The organism is Micromonospora sp. C95 (assembly GCF_018070465.1).
Lineage (GTDB): Bacteria > Actinomycetota > Actinomycetes > Mycobacteriales > Micromonosporaceae > Micromonospora.
On record NZ_JAGPXT010000008.1, the window covers coordinates 162,709 to 183,409 of the forward strand.

19 protein-coding genes, 1 tRNA gene and 2 pseudogenes are annotated in these 20,701 nt (G+C 68.4%); 6 read left to right on the forward strand and 16 right to left on the reverse strand.

Annotated elements, in window-relative coordinates; translation table 11 throughout:
* Positions 1–160 precede the first annotated feature (160 nt).
* The 6 genes from KBX00_RS12610 to KBX00_RS12635 form a co-directional block, all read right to left on the reverse strand.
* A complete protein-coding gene (locus KBX00_RS12610; protein WP_210826468.1) occupies positions 161–1,168 on the reverse strand; it encodes an RNA polymerase subunit sigma-70 in 1,008 nt (335 codons plus the stop codon).
* 298 nt (positions 1,169–1,466) lie between these two features.
* Positions 1,467–1,539 (reverse strand) — tRNA-Arg (locus KBX00_RS12615).
* Positions 1,540–2,076: 537 nt separating this feature from the next.
* The gene (locus KBX00_RS12620) at positions 2,077–2,826 is read right to left on the reverse strand and encodes an ABC transporter permease (protein WP_210826470.1); all 750 of its coding nucleotides are present in this window, start codon (positions 2,824–2,826) and stop codon (positions 2,077–2,079) included.
* A complete protein-coding gene (locus KBX00_RS12625) occupies positions 2,823–3,764 on the reverse strand; it encodes an ATP-binding cassette domain-containing protein (protein ID WP_210826472.1) in 942 nt (313 codons plus the stop codon). Before KBX00_RS12625 ends, KBX00_RS12620 begins: the two co-directional genes overlap by 4 nt.
* Positions 3,761–4,195 carry a hypothetical protein gene (locus KBX00_RS12630; protein WP_210826474.1) on the reverse strand — a complete coding sequence of 145 codons (435 nt, stop codon included), beginning with the start codon at positions 4,193–4,195 and terminating at the stop codon, positions 3,761–3,763. Before KBX00_RS12630 ends, KBX00_RS12625 begins: the two co-directional genes overlap by 4 nt.
* A gap of 193 nt (positions 4,196–4,388) precedes the next feature.
* Positions 4,389–5,189 (reverse strand): N-acetyltransferase, encoded by an 801-nt coding sequence (locus KBX00_RS12635; protein ID WP_210826476.1) that lies wholly within the window; start codon positions 5,187–5,189, stop codon positions 4,389–4,391.
* A 190-nt stretch (positions 5,190–5,379) separates the two neighbouring features.
* On the opposite strand from KBX00_RS12635, the gene KBX00_RS12640 reads away from it, so the two are divergent.
* Positions 5,380–6,267, forward strand: coding sequence for a LysR family transcriptional regulator (locus KBX00_RS12640; RefSeq protein ID WP_210826478.1), 888 nt, complete (start codon positions 5,380–5,382; stop codon positions 6,265–6,267).
* Positions 6,268–6,713: 446 nt separating this feature from the next.
* On the opposite strand, the gene KBX00_RS12645 is transcribed toward KBX00_RS12640, so the two are convergent.
* Positions 6,714–7,112, reverse strand: coding sequence for an Imm7 family immunity protein (locus tag KBX00_RS12645; protein WP_210826480.1), 399 nt, complete (start codon positions 7,110–7,112; stop codon positions 6,714–6,716).
* Positions 7,113–7,454: 342 nt separating this feature from the next.
* The gene (locus KBX00_RS12650) at positions 7,455–8,345 is read right to left on the reverse strand and encodes an aldo/keto reductase (RefSeq protein ID WP_210826482.1); all 891 of its coding nucleotides are present in this window, start codon (positions 8,343–8,345) and stop codon (positions 7,455–7,457) included.
* Positions 8,346–8,757: 412 nt separating this feature from the next.
* On the opposite strand from KBX00_RS12650, the pseudogene KBX00_RS29270 reads away from it, so the two are divergent.
* A pseudogene (locus KBX00_RS29270) lies at positions 8,758–8,868 on the forward strand (aldo/keto reductase); the annotation flags it as partial.
* 3 nt (positions 8,869–8,871) lie between these two features.
* On the opposite strand, the gene KBX00_RS12655 reads toward KBX00_RS29270, so the two are convergent.
* The 4 genes and pseudogenes from KBX00_RS12655 to KBX00_RS12675 all read right to left on the reverse strand — a co-directional run bounded on the left by KBX00_RS12655 (position 8,872) and on the right by KBX00_RS12675 (position 13,808).
* The gene (locus tag KBX00_RS12655) at positions 8,872–10,473 is read right to left on the reverse strand and encodes an alpha/beta hydrolase (protein ID WP_210826485.1); all 1,602 of its coding nucleotides are present in this window, start codon (positions 10,471–10,473) and stop codon (positions 8,872–8,874) included.
* A 414-nt stretch (positions 10,474–10,887) separates the two neighbouring features.
* Positions 10,888–11,745 carry an MBL fold metallo-hydrolase gene (locus tag KBX00_RS12660; protein ID WP_210826487.1) on the reverse strand — a complete coding sequence of 286 codons (858 nt, stop codon included), beginning with the start codon at positions 11,743–11,745 and terminating at the stop codon, positions 10,888–10,890.
* A 69-nt stretch (positions 11,746–11,814) separates the two neighbouring features.
* Positions 11,815–12,554, reverse strand: a pseudogene (locus tag KBX00_RS29275) (SDR family NAD(P)-dependent oxidoreductase).
* 126 nt (positions 12,555–12,680) lie between these two features.
* Complete coding sequence (locus tag KBX00_RS12675) at positions 12,681–13,808, reverse strand: Gfo/Idh/MocA family protein (protein ID WP_210826492.1); 1,128 nt, start codon at positions 13,806–13,808, stop codon at positions 12,681–12,683.
* Between the two features lie 237 nt (positions 13,809–14,045).
* On the opposite strand from KBX00_RS12675, the gene KBX00_RS12680 reads away from it, so the two are divergent.
* Complete coding sequence (locus KBX00_RS12680; RefSeq protein ID WP_307868545.1) at positions 14,046–14,432, forward strand: DUF2399 domain-containing protein; 387 nt, start codon at positions 14,046–14,048, stop codon at positions 14,430–14,432.
* Positions 14,433–14,509: 77 nt separating this feature from the next.
* Here the strand turns inward: KBX00_RS12680 and KBX00_RS12685 are convergent, their stop codons facing one another.
* The 3 genes from KBX00_RS12685 to KBX00_RS12695 all read right to left on the reverse strand — a co-directional run bounded on the left by KBX00_RS12685 (position 14,510) and on the right by KBX00_RS12695 (position 17,154).
* Positions 14,510–15,223, reverse strand: a complete 714-nt coding sequence (locus KBX00_RS12685) for a hypothetical protein (RefSeq protein WP_210826493.1) — start codon at positions 15,221–15,223, stop codon at positions 14,510–14,512.
* 177 nt (positions 15,224–15,400) lie between these two features.
* Positions 15,401–16,078, reverse strand: coding sequence for a DUF2461 domain-containing protein (locus KBX00_RS12690; protein ID WP_210826494.1), 678 nt, complete (start codon positions 16,076–16,078; stop codon positions 15,401–15,403).
* A 248-nt stretch (positions 16,079–16,326) separates the two neighbouring features.
* The gene (locus tag KBX00_RS12695) at positions 16,327–17,154 is read right to left on the reverse strand and encodes a bacteriorhodopsin (RefSeq protein ID WP_210826495.1); all 828 of its coding nucleotides are present in this window, start codon (positions 17,152–17,154) and stop codon (positions 16,327–16,329) included.
* Positions 17,155–17,331: 177 nt separating this feature from the next.
* Here KBX00_RS12695 and KBX00_RS12700 point away from each other — a divergent pair, with 177 nt between their 5' ends.
* On the forward strand, positions 17,332–18,027 hold the full coding sequence (locus tag KBX00_RS12700; protein WP_210826496.1) for a bacteriorhodopsin: 696 nt from the start codon (positions 17,332–17,334) through the stop codon (positions 18,025–18,027).
* On the forward strand, positions 18,024–19,016 hold the full coding sequence (locus KBX00_RS12705) for a Brp/Blh family beta-carotene 15,15'-dioxygenase (protein ID WP_210826498.1): 993 nt from the start codon (positions 18,024–18,026) through the stop codon (positions 19,014–19,016). Before KBX00_RS12700 ends, KBX00_RS12705 begins: the two co-directional genes overlap by 4 nt.
* Positions 19,017–19,077: 61 nt before the next feature.
* On the opposite strand, the gene KBX00_RS12710 is transcribed toward KBX00_RS12705, so the two are convergent.
* Complete coding sequence (locus KBX00_RS12710) at positions 19,078–20,061, reverse strand: alpha/beta hydrolase (protein ID WP_301547807.1); 984 nt, start codon at positions 20,059–20,061, stop codon at positions 19,078–19,080.
* Between the two features lie 76 nt (positions 20,062–20,137).
* Here KBX00_RS12710 and KBX00_RS12715 point away from each other — a divergent pair, with 76 nt between their 5' ends.
* Positions 20,138–20,698, forward strand: a complete 561-nt coding sequence (locus tag KBX00_RS12715; RefSeq protein ID WP_210826500.1) for a TetR/AcrR family transcriptional regulator — start codon at positions 20,138–20,140, stop codon at positions 20,696–20,698.
* Positions 20,699–20,701: the final 3 nt, after the last annotated feature.

Here is a 20,701-nt window from a genome sequence, read left to right on the forward strand (position 1 = left end):
GAAATGCCCTTCCTGACGTTCTTCGGGCGGGCATCAAGATGCCCCGCCGGCGGGCGGTGGGATCGCCTTGTCGGGTTGGTGCTCAGCTGGTCGGGTGCTGACTCCGCGGGTGACGGCGGGCTCGTGGCGCCGGACCCGCCGACAACGGGAACCTGTCTGATCACAGTGTCGGGGGCAGGTCCAGCCATGGTTTGTCGGTGGCGTCGAATCCGGTGAGCTCGGCGATCTTCCCGTCGACTATGTGCAGGACCGCGATGGCGAATAGCCGGTACTCCGGGTCGTCGGGGGTGCGGAGGTACAGCGCGGCGGCGGGCATGCGGTTGACCGTCGTGGCGATACAGCGCCAGTCGTCGTGGCCGGGCTGGAAGAGCCCACCGGAGACCCAGCCCTCCACCGCGTCCTTGGCCGTGATGACCGAGGTGCCGGCCTCGGGCAGCATCACGAAGCGCAGGTCGTCGCGGAGCAGGGACATCAGCCCGTCGAGGTCGTTGCGCTCATGGGCATCGATGTATGACTTCACCACGCCGCGCTCGTCGTTCGACAGTTCGTGGGCGGCGGGGCTCCGCCAGTCGAGGCGGCGGTCGGGCAGCTGCTCGCGCATCGTCACGCGCGCCCGTTGCAGCGCGCTGGTCACCGATGCGATGGTCAGATCGAGGGCGTCGGCGGCCTTCGACGCCGGCCAGCCGACGACGTCACGCAGAATGAACACCGCCCGCTGCCGCGGCGGCAGGTGCTGGACGGCGACGATGAACGCCAGCTCGATCGTCTCCCGCGCCACCACCGATTCCTGCGGGTCCTCGGGGAGCATCCGGTCGGGATACGGCTGGAGGTACAGCACCTCGGAGCCGGAGTCCGACAGCCCGGACGGTACGGGTGTGCGGTCATTACGCTTTGCCAGGAAGTCAAGGCACACATTCGTCGCGATCCGGTAGAGCCAGGTCCGCAGCGCGGCGTGGCCCTTGAACGACTCCCGCTTGTTCCACGCTCGCAGGAACGTCTCCTGCGTCATGTCCTGGGCGTCCGCGTAGTTCGCGAGCATCCGGTAGCAGTGCACCTGAAGCTCACGCCGGTGGCGCTCCGTGATGAGCGCGAACCGCGCCGTATCGCCTGAGCGAACCGCCGCGATGAACGCGGCCTCGTCAGCGCCCAGCGGTCTAGCGTCGGTCATGGTCACCAATCCTTCCACCGGTGCGAGAGGGCTACCAGAACCGACGACGCGGCGAAAGATTTCTGATCGGTGACGCCGCTGGCACCGGGCCGTTCGTCAGGGCGGATGGGTCGGGTCGATCCAGGGTGGGCGCTCCGGGGCAGACACAGCCGGCGCATTCCACGCCTGTACATCGAGCCAACGCGAGGATGCCCTCAGCCGCCCGGCCGGGGCATCCTCAAACGTCTACTCGAACGCGAAACTGGCCTCTACGATCAATGATCGGCCGGGCGCACTGCGCGTTTGCAGTTCTGTGGGGTGCCCCCGGCAGGATTCGAACCTGCGACACACGGTTTAGGAAACCGATGCTCTATCCCCTGAGCTACGAGGGCGCGAGGGCCTAGTCTAGCGACCTGGGGGTTCACCTGGGGTGGCAGGGAGTGGCCCGCGTTCACCCACGTTCCCCGGACCGCCGTTCTCGCAGCCCAGGACTACACGCCGAGCACACGAACCCCGGGTTGCGACCGGCGGCCGGCCGCGGTGATCCGCGTTGGCACCGGTTCACCCGGGTTGGCATCCGCTGGAGAGCACACACCGCGCACATCATCGGAGATCAACAAGATTCCGTCCGGGTACCTACCGTCGGCACCGCCACGGGAGAGCCACGGAGCACTCACTCCGGGTTCCTCGGGGAGGGGTAATGCCAGGTGGGCGACGGGCTCGTCGTAGCGGCGGATGATGTGGTGCAGCGAAAACTGCGACGTGAGTAAGACGGCCCCTGATCTGCCAGCTTGACAAGGACATGCCGACGACGGCCGTTCGGCCGCGACGGTCAGGTGCCGAGCGCAAGGGCTCTCGACCCGTTGCGGCGCCGCCTCGTCGGATTACGTTCACCGAGACGGCGCCGCAAACGCCCCACACCGCCCGGATCACGCTCGCTTCGTGAAGGCGGAACGCGCCCACAGGTAGCCGACGAGGGCGATCGCCACGCACCAGGCGACGGCGACGGCCGCGTCGGTGGTGTCAGGCGCGCTGTCGAGCAGGCCGCGCACGGTCTCGATGATCGGCGTGAACGGCTGGTACTCGGCGAACTGACGAAGACCCGGTCCCATCTTCTCCGCCGGTACGATCGCGCTGCTGAAGAACGGCAGCATGACCAGCGGCACGGCGGCCATGCCCGCTGCCTCCGGCGACTTCGCCGACAGTCCCAGCGCGACAGTGAACCAGCCCGCCGCGAACGCGAGCAGTACGACGACGCCACCCACGGCGAGCCAGTCGGTCAGACTCGCCTCCGGGCTGAACCCCAGCAGGAAGGCCACTCCGACGAGCGCCGCGATGGCGATCACGTTGGTCAGCACGCTGGTGATGACGTGGCCGGTCAGCACCGCGCCGCGGGAGACGTCCATGGCCTTGAACCGGTTGATGATGCCCTTGGTCATGTCGGAGTTCACCGCCGTCGCGGTGGCTCCCAGCCCGTAGCAGACGGCCAGCAGGATCAGGCCCGGCGTCGCGTAGTCGATGTAGTCCACGCCGACGCTGAAGGCGTCGCCGAACATGTACACGAACATCAGCATGATGATGATCGGCATCAGGACGGCGTTGAACACCGAGGTCGGGTTCCGGGTGAGGTGTTTGAGGTTGCGGCGCAGCATGACCAGCGAATGGGACTGGGCGCTCATTTCGTGTCGACCTCCGTGGCGTGGCCGGTCAGGGCGAGGAAAACGTCATCGAGGTCCGGGGTGCGCACGGAGCACTCCTCGGCGCTGAGGGAGTGCTCGTCGAGCCGGTCCAGCAGGGCCCGCAATGACTTCGTGCCGCCGTCGGCGGGCACCCGCAGGGCCAGCGCGTCGTCGTCCCGGGTGGCCTCGGGGAAGATCCCCGCGGCGGCGTCGAGTTCGGCGGCGGCGGAGAACCGCAGCCGTACGTGTGTTCCGGGGATGAGGCGCTTGAGCTCTTCCGGCGTGCCCTGGGCGACCAGGCGGCCCTGGTCGAGCACCGCGAGGCGGTCGGCGAGTTGGTCGGCCTCCTCCAGGTACTGCGTGGTGAGGAAGATGGTCGCGCCGTCGGCGACCAGGTCACGCACGATCGACCACATGGTGCGGCGGCTGCGCGGGTCCAGGCCCGTCGTTGGCTCGTCGAGGAAGATGATCCGCGGATCGCCGACCAGCGTCATCGCCAGGTCGAGCTTGCGACGCATGCCCCCGGAGTAGGTGGAGGTCGGCTTGTCCGCCGAGGCGGTCAGCTCGAACCGGTCCAGCAGGTCCGTGACGATTCGCTCGCCGTCGCCGGCGACCCCGCGGTTGAGGTCCACCATCAGCTGGAGGTTCTCGCGTCCGGTCAGCAGCTCGTCGACGGCCGCGAACTGGCCGGTGACGCCGATGGCCGCGCGGACCGCCTTGGCGTCGGTGGCAAGGTCGTGGCCGGCGACCCGGACCGCGCCGCCGTCGGCCTGCACCAGCGTGGTCAGCACGTTCACCGTCGTCGTCTTGCCCGCGCCGTTGGGGCCGAGCAGACAGAACACCGTGCCGGCGTGGACGTCGAAGTCGACGCCGTCGAGGACGGTCTTGTCCTTGTACGCCTTGCGCAGGCCCGAGACCGAGATCGCCGGGGTCGTCACGTGGTCACCTCCGGGGTGACCGCAGCGCCGTCGAGCGCCGCGATGATCTTGTTGGTCATCTCGGCGACGGTTGGACCGGGTGCGCCCTGCCGGGTACGGACGGCGGCGTCGAGGGCGACGACGACGGTGCGGCGGAAGTTGTCGGCCTCGGCCGGAGCCTGCTCGGCGAGCAGGCGCATCGCCTCGGTCAGGGCGGGCAGCACGCGGTCGGCGAGGGCGGCCACCGACCTGCCGTCCAGGTCGACGCCCGTGGACTTCTCCGCAAGCACGTGCCCGACCAGGCCGGTTGCCGAGGCCAGGGCGATGGACCCATCGGTGGCGATCTTGTGGGGCGAGCCGCCGGCGGCTCCGGCGGCCGACAGCAGTGCGACCGCACCGTACGCGGCCGTGCGAAGCGTGAGTTTGTCCTGGGTGGAAAGGTTGACGGGCACGGTGGTGAACTCCTTGATGTTGACGTGGGCAGGTGGCGACCGCCGGGTGGCGGCCCGGGATCACCGGGCGGGTCTCGGCTCCCGACCGGGGCGGCCCACGTCCGGGGTCGGACAGGATCTTTCATGACAAACCTCTCTTCATCGGGCACGGGTCAGCCCGGACGTGCCACTGGATCGGAGTCAGGGCCGCCGGTTACGGCAGGGTGAGTTCGTAGCGGAGACGCCACCCGAGAGAGCGGGAGCCCAGGTGCCGACGCAGGGCGACCAGGTCGGAGTCCTCGTCGGCGGTGCTGGTCTCGATCTCCTCGACGTGGGGATGGATCTCGCGTAGTCGGGTGAGCAGAGCGGCGTTGACCCACAGCCCCAGCCGCCGTCCGCGATGACCGACGAGCACGGCAGGGCCGTGCTGGCGAGCGCGACGCTGCGACGGTGCTCCCGTCATTGCCGCTACATAGGCGACCACGCCGCCGTCCGCCTCGGCGGTGCTCACCACCGCGTCACCCGGTCGGCTCGGATACCGGAGTAGTTGCTCGACGCTGTTTGCGCCAGTCGGGTCCCCGGTCCAGTGACGCAGTCGGTATCCGGGGTGCTCGACGTCGACCAACTCACCCAGCCAGGCATGGTGAATATCTCGGTAGGCGAGCAGGCCATGGATCCTGGATCCGGTGCGCCGAAATCCGTGCCGCTCGCAGAACGACTGCGCGGCGGAATCCGGGGCGGTCTCCACGATCAGCCGCCGTCCCACGGCGTGTGCACCGACGGCGGCCAGCAGCCGCGATCCGATCCCCCGTCGACGCCACTGTGGCTGCACATACAGGTTCAGATCAAGGGTGCCCGGCTGCAGGACGGTCGGCGGTGGCAGTTCGTACTCGAACGGCATGACCGGACGTAGATCGGCGACCCCGGCCACCGAACCGGGCGACGTCACAGCGTGCCAGCGTGGGGTCCCGAGATGATCCAGCGCCACCACGATGTCGATCGCGCTTTCGCTCATGCGTCCACCATCGCCCGGCCGCCCCGGCCGAACAACGCAGAAGATCGCATCGCCGTATTAGCCAGCGGTGATCGATCGACGACGGACCCCGCGACGGTCGGTGGTCCGAGCCACGCTCGTGCGGCTCGCTCTCGTCGCGGCCGTAGACTGCCCAGTTCGAGGCCGCGATGATCGGAGATAGGGCCATCTGGTGGAACTGCGCGATATCGAGATCTTTCTGACGCTGGCCGAAGAGCTTCACTTCGGTCGCACGGCCGAGCGTTTGCACGTGTCCCAGTCGCGCGTCAGTCAGTCGATCAAACAGCAGGAACGCCGGATCGGCGGGGGCCTGTTCGAGCGTACGAGCCGCGCCGTTCGACTCACCCCGCTCGGCGAACGGTTACGCGACCGGCTCCGCACCGGCTACAGCGAGATCATCTCCGGCATCGAGGAGGCGGCCGCCACCGCACGCGGCCAGGCCGGCACGCTGACCGTCGGCACCATGGCCACCCACTACCGGTCGGTCGAGGCCGCCCTCGACCTGTTCCGGCAGCGGCACCCGCAGTGCGAGCTGCGCCTGCGCGAGATTCTGCCGACCGACCCGCTCGGGCCGCTGCGGGCCGGTTCGGTCGACATCGGGATTCTCTGGCTGCCCATCCGCGAGCCCGACCTCACGGTCGGGCCGGTCCTGCACCGCGAGGAACTGGTGCTGGCGGTGGCCGCCGGTCATCCGCTGGCCAGCCGGGGCAGCGTCGAGTTGGAGGATCTCGGCGATCACCCGGTGGTCTACCCCGAGGGACCCATTCCCGACTACGTGTGGGAGGCTCACACCCCGTCCACCACCCCGGCCGGGCGGCCCGTCCGGCGCGGACTGGGCATCGTCACCCTCGAGGAGGCCTTCCAAGCGATCGCCGGCGGCAGCGTCGTGTCCCCGATCGGATCGGACGTGGAAGCTACCCGGCAACGAGGCGACATCGCCTTCCTGCCCATCACCGACGGACCGGTGCTGCACTACGCGCCGGTGTGGCGCAACGACGGGGAGAACGCCCTGGTACGCGCCTTCGTCCAGGCCGCCACGGAGGCACAGCGAACGACATAGCCGGCCCGGTGCCGCCCTTTCCACCGCCAAGCCGTGACTGCGGCTCCACGCCGGCCGAGCGCTGGACAATCTCGTGCCGCCGTCCGACGAACCGCAAATCGAACATCAAAGTGTTGCACCCGGATCACCAAGACCCGCGCAAATCGAAAGCCAAGGTCCACGCAGATCGAAAATGCGGCCGTCATGATGATGCCCGTGCCTACACTGGACCCCGGTTTGCGACCGGCGGTCGGCTGGGGTGACCCGCAGCAGCCGGAACCCGTACCGACCGCTACAACTACTCGGACTCACCTGAAAAGGGCGTATGGCTACCTTGCCTGAGCCCGGCCGACCACGGCCGCACGGCGCACATCATCAAGGGCTCGACCGACTGCCGGTAGGTCAAGCCCTTGATGATGGTTTGATGCGCCCACGGACCTGGCACCTGAGGGACAGATCTGAAGGGATCAGTCCTCCACGACGGGATGAAGCGGTGACAGGAACGGGTCGAGGCGTTCGGTGATGCCACCCCGCGCCATGACGTGGACCAGGAACGCGTTCGGTCCGGGAGGAGCAGGCATTTCCTCGTCCTTTTCGTAGAGGAGGCCATAGGACCCCGGTAGCCGTCGTGCCACGAACTCGAGCACCTGGCGCATCCCCGCCGCCTCGTCCCGCCGTCGGTTCGCTACTCCGTGCAGGAGCAGGTGGTACTCCCCGTTGAGTATCGTCACCTCCGCCGAGACATTCGTTGGGAAGTCCAACCCGGCTATCATCTCGTTCAGCTCATCGATGATGGCGTTGAGTTGGCCGGTGTCTGACTCCTCGGTGGTCTGCGAGAGGCGGAACCATCCGTGGAACTCGTACACGTCAACCTCCGAGCGGTCTGGTGTCGATGACGGGCTCGATGCCGTACCGGACACCGTATTCGTGCAGCTTCCTGATTACTCCACCGGCGGGTGGCCCCTCGAAGTGGAAGTACGGCACTCGTCCGATTTCGATGGCTTTCTCGAACGTGGCGTGGTGAACCGGCCGCTGCCCGCGTCGTAAGCACGCCGCCGCCATGGCCAACCCGACGTTCTACGAGCTGCAGCGCGGAGGACACCGTGCGCGCGTTCGCCGCCGACGCCTCGCACGAACTGCGGACCCCCTGGCCACCGTAAACCGCGTTCCGTCATGCCGGCCGACGACGCCAGCCCGATGCGCTGGGCTCAGGCCTCGGGGATCTTGGCCCCGAAGTTCTCCAGCGTGATGTCCTCCGGCTCCGGCCCACCGCGAACTCCGGTATCAAGGGTGTCGATGGCGGCGAGTTGATCTTCTGTGAGGTCGAAGTCGACGACGTCGAGGTTCTCCCTGATCCGCGACGGCTTGACCGACTTCGGGATCACCTGCCGGCCCTGTTGCAGGTGCCAGCGCAGCATCACCTGGGCCGGAGTCTTGTCGTGGGCAGCAGCGATCTCCACGATCACCGGGTCCTTCAGGGTGCTCTTCTTGCCCTCACCCCAGCCGGGGTAGAACGTGACGCCGCCGATGGGCGACCACGCCTGGTTGACGATGCCGCGCTCGCTGTCGTACGCCAGCAGTTCGGATTGGCGGAAGTACGGGTGGACCTCGATCTGGTTCACGGCCGGCACGATGCTCGTCTCGGCGAGCAGCCGGTCAAGGTGCCGAGGCATGAAGTTCGAGACGCCGATCGCACGCACCTTTCCGTCGGACAGCAGCTTCTCCAGCGCCCGGTACGCCTGGATCGTCAGCTCGAACCCGTTGGGAAAGGCCTGGTGCAGGATGAACAGGTCGATCTGCTCGACCCCCAGCTTGCGGGCCGACTTGTCGAAGGCGTGCAACGTGGCGTCGTAGCCGTAATCGGTGATCCACACCTTGGTTTCGATGAACACCTCCTCCCGCACCAGTCCGGAACGGCGGATGGCCTCACCCACCTCACGCTCGTTGCCGTACGCCGCAGCCGTATCGATGTGCCGGTAGCCGACCTCGAGAGCGACCGCCACGGCCTCCGTCGTCTCCTCGGGCGCGCTCTGGAACACACCGAGCCCGACAGCAGGCATCTCCACACCGCTGTTCAACGTCATTGTCGGAACACTCATGGCCTCGACGCTACGTGTGGACGGCAAACTCCCGGGAGCGATTGCCGAATCGCTATGGGCGCTTTCCTCGGTCACCGATACGGCGGGAACGCCAAGCGCCCCGATTGCGTTCAGATAGCCGCACGTCGATCAACTGTCAAAAGAGCCGGCAATATCGGATCGTAGGCCAATCTCTTCGGCTGTCTTTCGGCCTGCTCTGGCTAAGTCAGGGTCGGCGGGTGCCCCGTTCCCCGTTCGCCGGGCACCCGGCCTCGCCGAACAGACAGAGGAGGATCGCGTGCGGATCAGCATCAGGGCCGGCTTGGCCTTCGCCGGACGCCAGCGCGATCGTCTGGGACTTCGCCAAGCGCCACCCGATGCGATGAGGTCGGGCCCCGCCGGCAACGGCGCGGACGCCTCGGACGATCCCGCGGGCAAGGTATGTCACATCGGCCTCTCGGAGGCGTCCGCAACGACGATCCGACGGGCTCACGCGGTTCATCCGGTGGCCGCCGTCCAAACGGAGTACTCGCTGTGGACCCGGGTTTCAGACCGAACAGGTGGGCATCTTCGCCGGCAGCTTGAGGTCGATGAGGTAGTCCGCGGCGACGGTGTCGACGCACGTGTTCTTCCCCGAGGAGACGACGGTGTGTCCCTCACCCTCGACGGTCAGCAGGGCACTGTCCAGGGTCTCGGCGAGGCGGATGGCACCCTGGTGCGGGGTGGTGGGATCACCCGTGATCGACACGACGAGCGTGTCCGGCAGACCCTGGACGTTCTGCGCGTACGGGATGTCGAGCGTCGGCGGGGTCGGCCAGAACTCGCATCCGTCCCGGGCGCCCGATGCGGGGTCACCGCCGGGGTTCATGAAGGGCGCGACCTCGTAGGTCTTCGCGCGCAGCCGGGCGGCGTCGGACGGGGTGAGGCGTTGCTCGTCCATGCAGTTGATCGCGAACGCCGCCTCGGTGAAGTTGCCGTTCACCACCGAGTTGGGCTCACCACCTCCGAAGTCGAAGGTCAGCTCCAGCAGTTTGTCGCCACGACCCTGCCGCACCTGCTCCAGACCGCTCACGACGGTGGGCCACTTGTCCGGGCTGTACAGGCCCGCGATCACTCCGCCGACCGCGTTGTCGAAGTCGAGTTCCCGGTCGAGCGCGGGCACCGGCTTGTCCCGCAGCGGCTGAACAATCTTCTGGAAGTTCGCCGTCCACGCCTTCGGATCCGTCCCCAACGGGCAGGTCGCCGCCTTCGCACAGGCTGCGGCCATCGCCTCGAAGGCACCCTGGAAGCCCCCATATGCGGAGAGCCGACGCTCGATCGTGCCCAGGTTCGGGTCGAAGGCGCCGTCGAGGACCATCGCCCGTACCCGCTGCGGGAACTGCTCCGCGTACACCGCGCCCAGCCGGGTGCCGTAACTCTGGCCCAGGAACGTCAACTTCTCCTCGCCGAGCGCCGCCCGCAGCACGTCCATGTCCCGGGCGGTCGTGCGCGTACCCATCTGGGTGAGCGCCTCGACACCCCCGGAGCCCTTGGCGCACCGGTCGAACACCGCGCGGGTGTCCTCCTCGGTCAGCGAGGCGGTCATGGTCATCAGCGGGAACACCTCGTCGCCCCGGGTCGTGCCGCCGTCGGTGTAGCAGTCAGCCGCCGGCTTGGTCGCGCCGACACCGCGCGGGTCGAAGCCGACCACGTCGAACCGTTCGGTGATGCGGCTCTGGGTCATCTGCGCCACGACGCCCAGACCACCCAGGAGGCCAGAGCCGCCGGGGCCGCCGGGGTTGAACAGCAGCGACCCCTGCGCCGTCCCGCGCGCGGCGACGCGCAGGACGGCGACGGTGGTTTCCGCTCCCCCAGGGTCGTCGTAGTTCAGCGGTACGCTCAGCCACGCGCACTCGCCAGGGGCCTTCCCGAAGATCTCCGCCTCGCGTGGACTGGTGGCGAAGTCGGCGCACCCCTTCCACGCCAGCTTCTGGTCGTAATACCGCTGCAGTGAGGCGCTGGAGCGCCGGTCACCCTGCTCGTCGTCCCCGCCCGGCGTGCACGCCACGACCGACGACGCAGAGATCACGAGGGCGGCACCGACGAGACCGAGCCGCCGAAGGAAAGGATGGCGCCCGCCGGGCGGCATGCCACTTCTCGTTGCACTCACGTTGGTGCTCCTTGGTCGCGTTGCAGGTGTGCGGTGCAGCCGGTCGAGGGGTGTCGGCCCGCCGCCGTGCTGGCCCACCCCTTATGCCACCAGCCGCCGCAGCCGTTCGTCAGTGCCGCCGTGTCACGTCCGACTCGTGACGTGGCGTCACGAGTCGCCCCTCGGCGGCGAGGACAGTGTTGGCACGTCGGCCGCGACCCGGATGGTCCGGAGATATCGCAGATTGGTCGATCGACCGATCACGTATTCGCCGGAAGGCCACCGTCAGACACCACCGAGGCGGTACGTGACCTCGCCGAGCACCTCCGATGAGCGAGCAGGCCCGCAGAGTGCGGGGCGACGGGACAGATCCCCCTCGTTCGTGCCGAGGCTGGCGTCGGTGCCGCCACCTATACTTGTTCCCGCGGAATTCGCTCAGGACGTGATGTCGGGCGCAATGATCACCGACTCTGCCGGCGATTCCTCCAGACCTCGCACAAACTCTTCCCGTGTCGCTTCAGAGTTGTACTGATAGAGGTACGTGTATTCAGGCACCATGGCGGCCACTGCCTTCACGGCTTCGCCGGGGCCCAGTGCGTACGGAGGATACAGGGGCAGGAACGCGAGGTAGATGTCCTTTAGTTCCAACATTTCGGGTATAGCCTCGGTCGAGCCTGCGACGTATATTCTGCGGTTGTCGATCGTCACCACATATCCGTTTCCGCGCCCGCGCGGATGCCAGCGCTCGGCTTCCCCGCCGAGGCCGTATGCCGGGATCGCCTCGATCGTGATCCCGCCATTTTCGGACCGTTCGCCGTTCGCAAGTGTGACCGCGTCCGCTCTCAGGCCCGCCGGGAGCCTGTCCCTGACGTACGGGGGCACGACGAGCAACGTGTCCGGCCCGGCAAGCTCTTCCAGCGTCTCGGCGTCATAGTTCTCGGCATGCTCGTGTGACACCAGGACGACGTCAGGCGCGGGACGCCCGGCGTACGGGCCAACGCCGCCGGTGGGATCCGTGTAGATGGTGCCCGCCGGCGTATCGATGATCACGCTCATCTGCCTCATCTGGCTGACGACGATGCGGCCATCGTCGGAGACGAAGGCGACACCTGGGCGCTGAGTTTGCGGCACGCCGCCGGAACCTCGAGGCGGCTGTGCGACGTCTCCGGACACTGTGCACCCGACGGTCAGTACGGCCGCCGCGACGACCCCCGCCACCAGGGCCGTCCACCGGATCGCAGCGTCCCGTGCCGGCGCCCGCCCACTCTCGTTGATCTGTTCGCCGTCATTCATCGAAGGAGCACCTCACTATCAGGGCCTGTTTCCGTCGTGGTGTCCCTGTTCGTTGGAAAGTCCGGCCGGTCAGGCGTTCATCCCACCATCGATGGTGAGGACGGAACCGGTCATGAAGGACGACGCCGGGCTCGCCAGAAAAGCGACGACCGCGGCCACCTCGTCGGTTGTGCCGTATCGCCCGAGGGGCACCAGGCTGCGGATATAGTCAGCGTCCTCGCCGTCGCCCGGGTTCAGCGCAGTGTCGATCGGTCCGGGCTGCACCAGGTTGACAGTGATGTTGGCCGGTCCGAGCTCGCGTGCCAGGCCTCGGGTGAAGGAATGGTGTGCGGACTTGGTCAGCGCGTAGAGCGTCACCCCTGCGAACGGGACGCGATCTCCGTGGGTCGAGCCGATGGTGATGATCCGGCCTCCGTCCCCCAGATGACGGATGGCGGCCCGGGTGGTCAACACGGTGCCACGGACGTTGACATGCGAATTCTACTGATGTCGTCCGGGCTCAGATCAGTGATGTTGCCGTGGCGGATGGTGCCGGCGTTGTTGACAAGGATGTCGAGGCCACCCAGGTCGCGTACCGCACTCTCCACCAGCTTCTCGTTTGCCTCGGGATCTGCGCTGTCGGCTTGAATGGCAATGCCGCGCCGTCCCTCGTCCTCAATTCTGCTGACGATTTCTTGGGCGCGGTCGGCGGCGCGTTCGTAGCTGATGGCGACGTCAGCGCCGTTCTTGGCCAGTGTCACGGCGATCGCAGCGCCGATGCCGCGGGAACTGCCGGTCACCAGTGCCCGCTTACCCTGCAGGTTCAACATGTTCGATCCTTCTGTCGAATCGATCTGGGGCTGGCCTTTCACATCCCGCAGCCACCAGGTCCCGATCGGGGTGACCACCGAATGCCGGGATACCCCGCCATCGGCACCTGACGAGCGGAGACACCGTCACTGCCGGATGCCGGTGCGGGCGGCCTCTTCGACTCGGGCGATGAGACGGCTGTTATGGACGGCGTGGCGAAAGCCCGGGGTTCGGTAGGTCCCGTTGGTGATGTCGCGCGCCAGACTGGCGTACACCTCGCCGACATTGATGGATGCTCCGGTCCAGATGTCGGCGGCGGTCGGGCCGGTGCCGGTGGCAACGGGGTGGTCGGGCGCGGCGAAGTCCACGTTCGACGACAGCGACAGGTCGCCGACCTGGACGCCCGCCGGGTGGTTGCCGACCAACTTCAGCCAGCCCTCCGAGCCCCGGATCTCCAGGCGGAAGTGCGCGTCGGCGATGGGCATACCGGCCAGGATCTGCACCCCTACCGGTGCGCCGGAGGTGGTCTTGACGATGGCGTCGAGGTGGTCCGGCACTTCCCGGACGGAGATGGTGCCGGTGTCGGCCAGCTTCACCTCTGGCCAGAGCGTTTCGGTACGGGCGTCGACATCGGTGATATCGCCGAGGACCGCCTCGACCACATCCAGCACGTGGCCCGCAGCGATCGGCAGGAAGCCGGCCCCCGCAGCCGCCTTGTCGAAGTACTCGTACGCGCTGACCGATTCCGGGCCGTTGCCGAATGTCGTCGCAGAGACCCGCGCCGACAGCAGGCGTCCCAGCCGGCCAGCTGTGATGATCTCCGCCGCGCGGCGCACCGACGGGTTCAGCCGGCCCTGCAGGCCGATCGCGGTATGGAGCGAACCGACCGCGGCGGCCATCTCCTCTGCCTGGGCAACCGTCGTTCCGAGCGGGGATTCTGAGTAGACGGCCTTGCCTGCGGCCAGGGCTGCGAGCACGAGCTCGCGGTGGGCGGGGACCTTGACCGCGACGGTAACGAGATCGATCGACGGATCGCGGATGAGCTCGAACGGATCGGCGAACCAACGCCCAGCGCCGAATGCCTCGGCGGCGGCACGAGCGCTCTCCTCGTTGCGAGTCGCCACCGCCGCCAGGCTGAGCTGCGGCTGTGCGGCCAGCGCGGGGATGTGTGACGCCCCTGCCCAACTGGCCCTGGTGTCTGCTCCGATGATGCCGGCGCGGATCACAGTGTCTGACATGAAACTCAGCTCCGTCGTCTTCTTGGGTGGCGGCACGGCCGATTCCGCGTCGCTCGGTTGGATACGAACGAACTTGACGATTCAACAATGACACCCTGAACTTGAAGCGTCAACATCGCGGGCAAGAGGCGCGGACCACAACGAACGCGAGCGGGGCAGCCGGTCAGCAGGCGTACAAGGGGGTCAAGTGACGACATAACGGCGTTTACCGCCCGTCTCTGTCCATACGGCAGGTCGGCACACCCGGGTGACCTGACCGATGTCGTCGTAGGAGTGGATCGCCCGGGGTGCGCCACCACCGCGCTCGGGGCCCAGGCCCCACCGCTGATCTGCACCGAAGGAGTGCCGTCGGGCGGCGTTCACACACTGCTGCGTGCCGCTCGGGGAGCGGTGATCCGGTGGCGCAACGACTTCGACTGGACCGGCGTACGACTGACGGCGGCGGCTCTCCAGCGGTATCCGGCTGCGGTCCCGTGGCGGATGGCTGCGGCTGACTACCTGCTGGCGGCGGGCGCCGGTACGGCCCTGCTCGGTACGCCGGCCCGGACGCCGTGGGACGAGTCGCTGGGCGAGGCGATGCGGCGCACCGGCCGGGCGGCGATGGAGGAACGGCTGCTCGACCGGCTCATCGCCGACCTACGCGCGGCCGGCGCCAGATAGCGGCTGGCCGTCAGCACGGTCGACATTGGAGTCCGCCGAAGCTACCCGAACCGCCTGATGCTGGCGGGCTGGTCGTGCTACGCCAGCAGAGTCTCCCGCATCCGCGCGCCCAGGTTGATCCCGCCGACCACGCGCGGGCCGGTTGGATCGTGGACGTCGAGGGTGTTGTTGCGGCGCATCGCCTCGCGGACCGGCGGCGGTAGGCGAGGCGGGTCGTCGATGGCCGCGAGAACGTGCCCGGCGGTCGAGATCAGTCGGTCGGCCAGGGCTGCGGCGTCGGTGTCCACCCGCACCTGGCCGTACTCGCAGCCGATGACGGTGAGGTCGAGCACCTCGAACACGCGGGCCAGCAGCAGGTCCGGGTCGGTCACCCGGCCGAGCCGGGGCGCGCGGCTGCCGACCACTGCGACGGCGGCGGTCACCTGCACGTACGGGTGAAGCCCGCCCGGCAGTGCGAACAGTGGCCACCGCAGGGCCGGTCCGGCCTCCTTCCACAACGGCCGGTAGTTCCGGCGGTGCACCAGGAGACGCCAGCCCGTGCGTCGGTGCACGTCGTGGGCTTGGGCCTGCAGGTTCAGGTGAGCCTCGTCGGCGGCCTCGCACACCATTCGGGCCGCCACCACCAGGCCGTCGTCGTCGTCCAGCAGCCGGGTGATCGCTTCGACCTGTTCCGGAAACCGGACCGGCGAGCCAGCGCCGTACCGGTGCCGGACATCCCGCAGCAGTTCCTGTTGCCGGCCGGGATCGAGCTTGACCCGCTTGCTACCCAGCAACCGCCGGAGCCAACGCATCTCGCCTCGTTTCAGCCGCCGAAAACCGCAGCAATGCTAATGCGCCGGACGCCGCTCGTACCGCGTGGGGTACTGAGCAATCTCTCGCCTTGCCCGCGGTGGCGAGCCGCACTGCCACAAGAGATGGTGCTGGGGGCGCGAGCTGCGCGTTCGTGGCTACGCACCCGGCCAGCATGGTCAGCTCCCGCCGGTCGTGGAGACGTGCCGGTCCAGCCAGTCGACGAGCGGGGCCAGCGCGTCCCAGCCGTCCCGGACGAGGCGTACCGCCGCCTCGCCGTCGATTCCGTCCGAAACCCGGTGCACCCGGTCGGCGGCCAGCGACCGGTACCGGAGCAACTCCACCCGGGGATGATCCGCCGGGCAGCCGCGTGGTCTGGTCTTGAGCCGTTCCCCGATCAGGTGCCAGTCGTCGGCGGTGAGTTCGTCGATGATCCGTTGCAACGCGGCGCCGGAGCGGGCGTCGTCAACCGCATCGCGGTAGCGCTCGACCTGCTCCGAGGACAGGCCGTGGTAGCCGCCGCCCATTCGCAGCCCTTCGGCGTCGAGCTGCAGGTAGTAGCCGACGCTGTCGGCCGAGCCGGCGGTCAACCCCTGGTACGTCTTGTACGGCGACTTGTCCTTCGCGAACCGGACGTCGCGCTGCGGTCGCCACACCTTGACCGCGCCGTACTTCTCCCCGAGTTCGGCGGCGAGCGCCTCCATCGGCTCGCGGACGCACGAGTCGTACGTCTCCTTGTGCCGGTGCCAGTGGTCTCGGGTGTTGTGCTTCTCCAACTCCTGATAGAAGCGGAACGCCTCGGCCGGGAAGCCGCCGAACGTCTTGACGTCCGCGCTGCCCTGCTGTCGTCTGCTCATCGCTGGTTCACCTCCGTCGGGTAAGGCTCTCGTCCGCCTGTGTCCGGTTGAGCCGCGGGGCGCAGGCGCTTGTGTGCCGGGGTTGCGCGACCCGCGTCGGGGACACCGGGGCGGCGACGCACTCGGTGACGTCGCGGTCCACCTTCGGGCGCCACGCCGACCAGCGCCGGTCAACCGGCGCCCGTGGAGCTGCTACCCAGATCGGCGGCGCTGAATCAGCCTCGACTGGTGATCGTGAATCCGGGCCCTCAGCCGGACGTGGCCGAGGTCAGGCCACCGCGCGGCTGGGCCACGTCCTCCTCGATCGCGGCCTGGAAGTTCTCGGCGGCGCTGACCTTGCGGGCGATCACCCCGATCAGCACTCCGTAGATCACCTTCGAGGTGATGTCGGCAAGCGTGTAGGTGATCTGCCGGGCGACCACCCCATCGGCGGAGTCCCACATCGCCGGCATGAGATACGCCCCGGGATAGAGCATCCAGGAGACGAGGATCAGCCACCAGACGGACCGGGCCGCCCCCTGGGCGGCGCGGGGCAGGCGGCGCAGGTTGCCGAAGATCAGGCGGGCCACCAGGACGAGCAGGAACAGGAAGAAGACGGTGCTGACCAGACCCCAGAGCCAGTACGGCCAGGACCTGTCCACCTCGTAGAACTGGCCCGCGTAGCCCGTGTAGATCATGGCCAGGCCGGCGGCGACGAACAGCGCCCAGGTGCGGTGGAAGCGCCGACCGGTGACTCCCAGCACCACCAGCAACTGGATCAGCAGCACGGGTACGTCGATTGACCAGTTCATGTACCGGTAGCCGTTGGAGAACAGGGCGTCGGTACCCACGAACGCGCTCCCGTCCCAGGTGAACGCCGCTGACCACCGCTGCGACAGCACCCAGAGTTCGAAGAACGCGGAGATCATGACCACCGCGGAGAGCACCGAGGCGAGCCGGTACCGAGGAGCGACACCCGACATGGTGAGCAGGAAGTAGACGAGCCCGGCGGCCATGACGGCGTAGCCGAGAGTGAGTACGTGCGACACCAGCGTGTACTGGATGACGTTGTAGCCGAACTCGTTCTCGAAGTTCATGCCGCCGACCCACCTTTTCCGACCTGGGCTCCCCTGCCATCGCGGCACCTGGTGCCGCGTCTCCTACGACGGGGGTGATTACCCCTTGTCGCCCTAATAAGCCCATAAACATCCTAAACTGGCATCAAGGGGATGTTCCCTCGTTCCCGCAGAGCCGGTATTGGCTAGGGAGTCGCCGTGGAGTTCTGGCTGTGGTTCTACGTCGCCGCCATGGCGGCCGGTGTCGCGCTGTTCCGCTCTTGGCGGGCCAACCCCAAGGGCGTCCCGCCGGTGGAGTACTCGATCGCCACGGCGATCCCGCTCTGGTCGGGATTCTGGTACGTGGTGATGGCGGTTGGTGGCGGTCGGATCGAGATCGCCGACCAGACGACCTTCTGGGCCCGCTACGCCGACTGGGTGGTCACCACCCCGCTGCTGTTGGTGGCCCTCTCGCTGACCGCGATGCACGCGTTGCCCCGCAAGCGCTGGGGCCTGGTCCGCGCGCTCGTCGTCGCCGACATCGTCATGATCACAAGCGGATTCCTGGCTGACCTGATGGAGAGCCGGGCTGGGCGGTACGGGCTCTACGCCGTCGGGGTGGTGGCCCTGCTGGTCGTCTTCGGGCTGATCTGGGGACCGTTGCGGGCCATCGCCGCCGCTCAGCCGGCCCCCATGTCGAGGGTCTTCAGGCAGGTGGCGCTCCTGCTCAGTGTGCTCTGGGTGGGCTACCCGCTGATCTGGATCCTGGGGCCGTCCGGGCTCGGGCAGTTCGGGGACGCCACCGACACCGCCCTGTTCGTGATGCTGCCGATCCTGTCCAAGGTGGTGTGGAGCGCGGTCGACCTGGGTCTCCTGCGGCGGCTTTCCGACCGCCGCCTGCTCACAGTCGCGTGACGCCAGCCTCCCGTCAGGTCGGCCGGCCGGTCCACCATCCACCCGGCGACTGGCTGCTGCGCCGGGCCGGCCGCCCCGGCCCGATCGTCCTGGCCGGCCTCGTCTGCCTGGACCTGCTGGTGCCGAACGCGGGAACCTGGGCGGGAACTCTCCCGCTGCTCGTGGGCCTGCTGATCGGCCTGCCGCACGGCGCCGTTGATCACCTGGTACCGGCCTGGGTCTGCGCCAGGGCCCGGTCCCTTCGGATCACCGTCGGGCTGCTGCTCGCGTACGCCGGGACGGCGGCCGCCACGGTCGCGCTGTTCCTCTGGGCACCCGTCCCCGCTCTGACCGGATTCCTGATCCTCGCGATGCTGCACTTCGGCACCGGTGACGTGGCTTACCACGCCGAGCGGGACGGGCGGTCAATAGTCCGTCCCGTGCTCGCCGTCCTGGCCTTCGGGGGTACTCCGGTGGTGCTGCCAATCGCGCTGTGGCCCGGGACGGTCGATCCACTGCTGGACGCGGTCGCCCCCGGCGCCACAGCCGCGTTCACGCCGGCCGCGCGGCTGATCGCGTTGTCCGTCGTACTCCTGGCGGCCCTGGTGACCGGGCTCCGCGAGCTGACCGCGCGCCGCGATGCGGATGCGGCGGGCCTCGGGATCCTCGTCGCGGCCTTCGCGCTGGTGCCGCCGCCGCTGGCGTTCGGCGGGTACTTCGCAGCCTGGCACTCCGCCCGGCATGTCGCCCGGTTGTTGCGCGCCGACCCCGGCAACAGCCAGCACCTCGCGGCGAGGCGGCTGGCCGGTCCGATCCGCCGGTTCGCCCGGCAGGCGACCTTGCCCACCGTCGCTGCCTTCGCCGGCCTGCTCGTCCTGGTACACGTCAGCGCAGGGACCGCAGGTGCGTTCCGAGAGGCCCCTTTTCAACTGGTCTTCGCGGTGCTCGCCGGGCTCACCGTGCCACACGCGGCAATGGTCACCCGACTCGATGTACGGACGGCGCGGTGACCGGCGAAACGATCAGGCGTCAGTGGCAACACTCCCGTTCGTCGACATCAACGCCAGGCCGTCACCCGGCGAGGTGGGCCCGGAGGAACGCGGCGATCTCCTTCCGTGCCGGCCTGGCCTGCGGCACCACGCCCGGCATGCTGAGGAACGCGTGGGTGGCGCCGGGGTGTTCGGTGAGCTGGGCGGGTGTCCCGGCCTCGCGCAACCGTTGCGCGTACGTACGTCCGTGATCGGCAAGCGGGTCGAGCGTCGGCACCACCACCAGCGCCGGGGCCAGCCCGCTCAGGTCGTCGGCGAACAACGGTGACACCGCGCGAGGATCCGTTCCGTCCGGGGCGGCCAGCCGGCGGAACAGTTCCAGCTGTGGCACGGTGAGGGTCGGGCTGGTGGCGTACTCGTTCATCGAGGCGTAGTCGAACGCCGTCGACGTCAGATCGACGCAGGGATTGACAAGCACCTGTGCCCGCATCGTCAGGTCGGACTCCCGGGCACGGATCGCGGCCAGAGCGGCCACCACCGACCCGGCACTCTCGCCGAAGACAGCCAGCCGCGTCGGGTCGATCTTCCACTGGGCGGCCTGCTGCACCACCTGGCGCAGCACGTCCCAGCCGTCGTCGACAGCAGCGGCCAGCGAGATTCCCGGTGCGACAAGGCGGTGTTCGACCGACACGACCACTGCGGGCAGTCGACAGGCGAGGTGGCTGTTGACCCAGTCGCTCTGCACCGCTGTGCCCACGAACCCACCGCCGTGGACGTGGAGCACGAGCGGCAGGCCGACCTGGTGGCCGCGTTCGGGCGACGGCCGGTAGACCCGGACCTGGAGCACCCGGTCGGGCAGCGTCACCTGCTGCCAGTCGATCCTGGCCCGGCGGTCCGGAAACCCGGTGATCACTCGCGCCAGGCCGGAGGCCCGCCTGCGGTTCTCCGCGGCACGGAATGCGTCAAGCGCCTCGGCCGGCATCGTCGACCAGTCCGGCTCCTTGCGCAGGGCGTGCAGCAGCCGGACTCCCAACGGCGGCCGTTGGATATCCACGGTTTCGCTCATGTCCCCTCCTCGGTCGGAGATTACGCTACCTCCGGTATCGATACTAGAGGTAGCGTAACTGGCTATCGTGTGGAGCATGGACCGAGCAACCACACCCACCAGGCCGGCGGGCCGCCCCCGCTCCAGCGTCGACGCCACGGTCTTCGCCGCCACGCTCAACACGGTCCACCAGCTCGGCTACGCTCACGCCACCGTCGATCGCATCGCCGGCGCAGCAGGCGTCGCGAAGACCACGATCTACCGGCGCTGGCCGTCAAAGGGCGCGCTGATCACCGCCTGCCTCGTCGACGCCTTCGGCCCGGCGCCGCTGACGGGCGCCAGCCGGGAGGAGATCATGTCGACAGCGGTCCGGTGGACCGCGGCGAAGATCGGTGAGCCCGGGATCGGCGCGGCATTCGCCGGCGTGTTCACCGATGCGGTGAACGATCCCGCCCTGCGCCAGCTTCTTTCCGCACAGTTGCAGGACCCCTACCGGCTCGCGCTTCAGGAGGCGCTCGGCGAGCCGGAGAACCGGGTTCTCTTCTTCATCGATGTCGTGGTCGGAACGCTGCTCCACCGGATGGGCATGACCGGCGAGCCGATGGCCGACGCCGACGTCGACGCCCTGGTCGAGATGGTCCTACGTGCCCTTCGCTAGTGC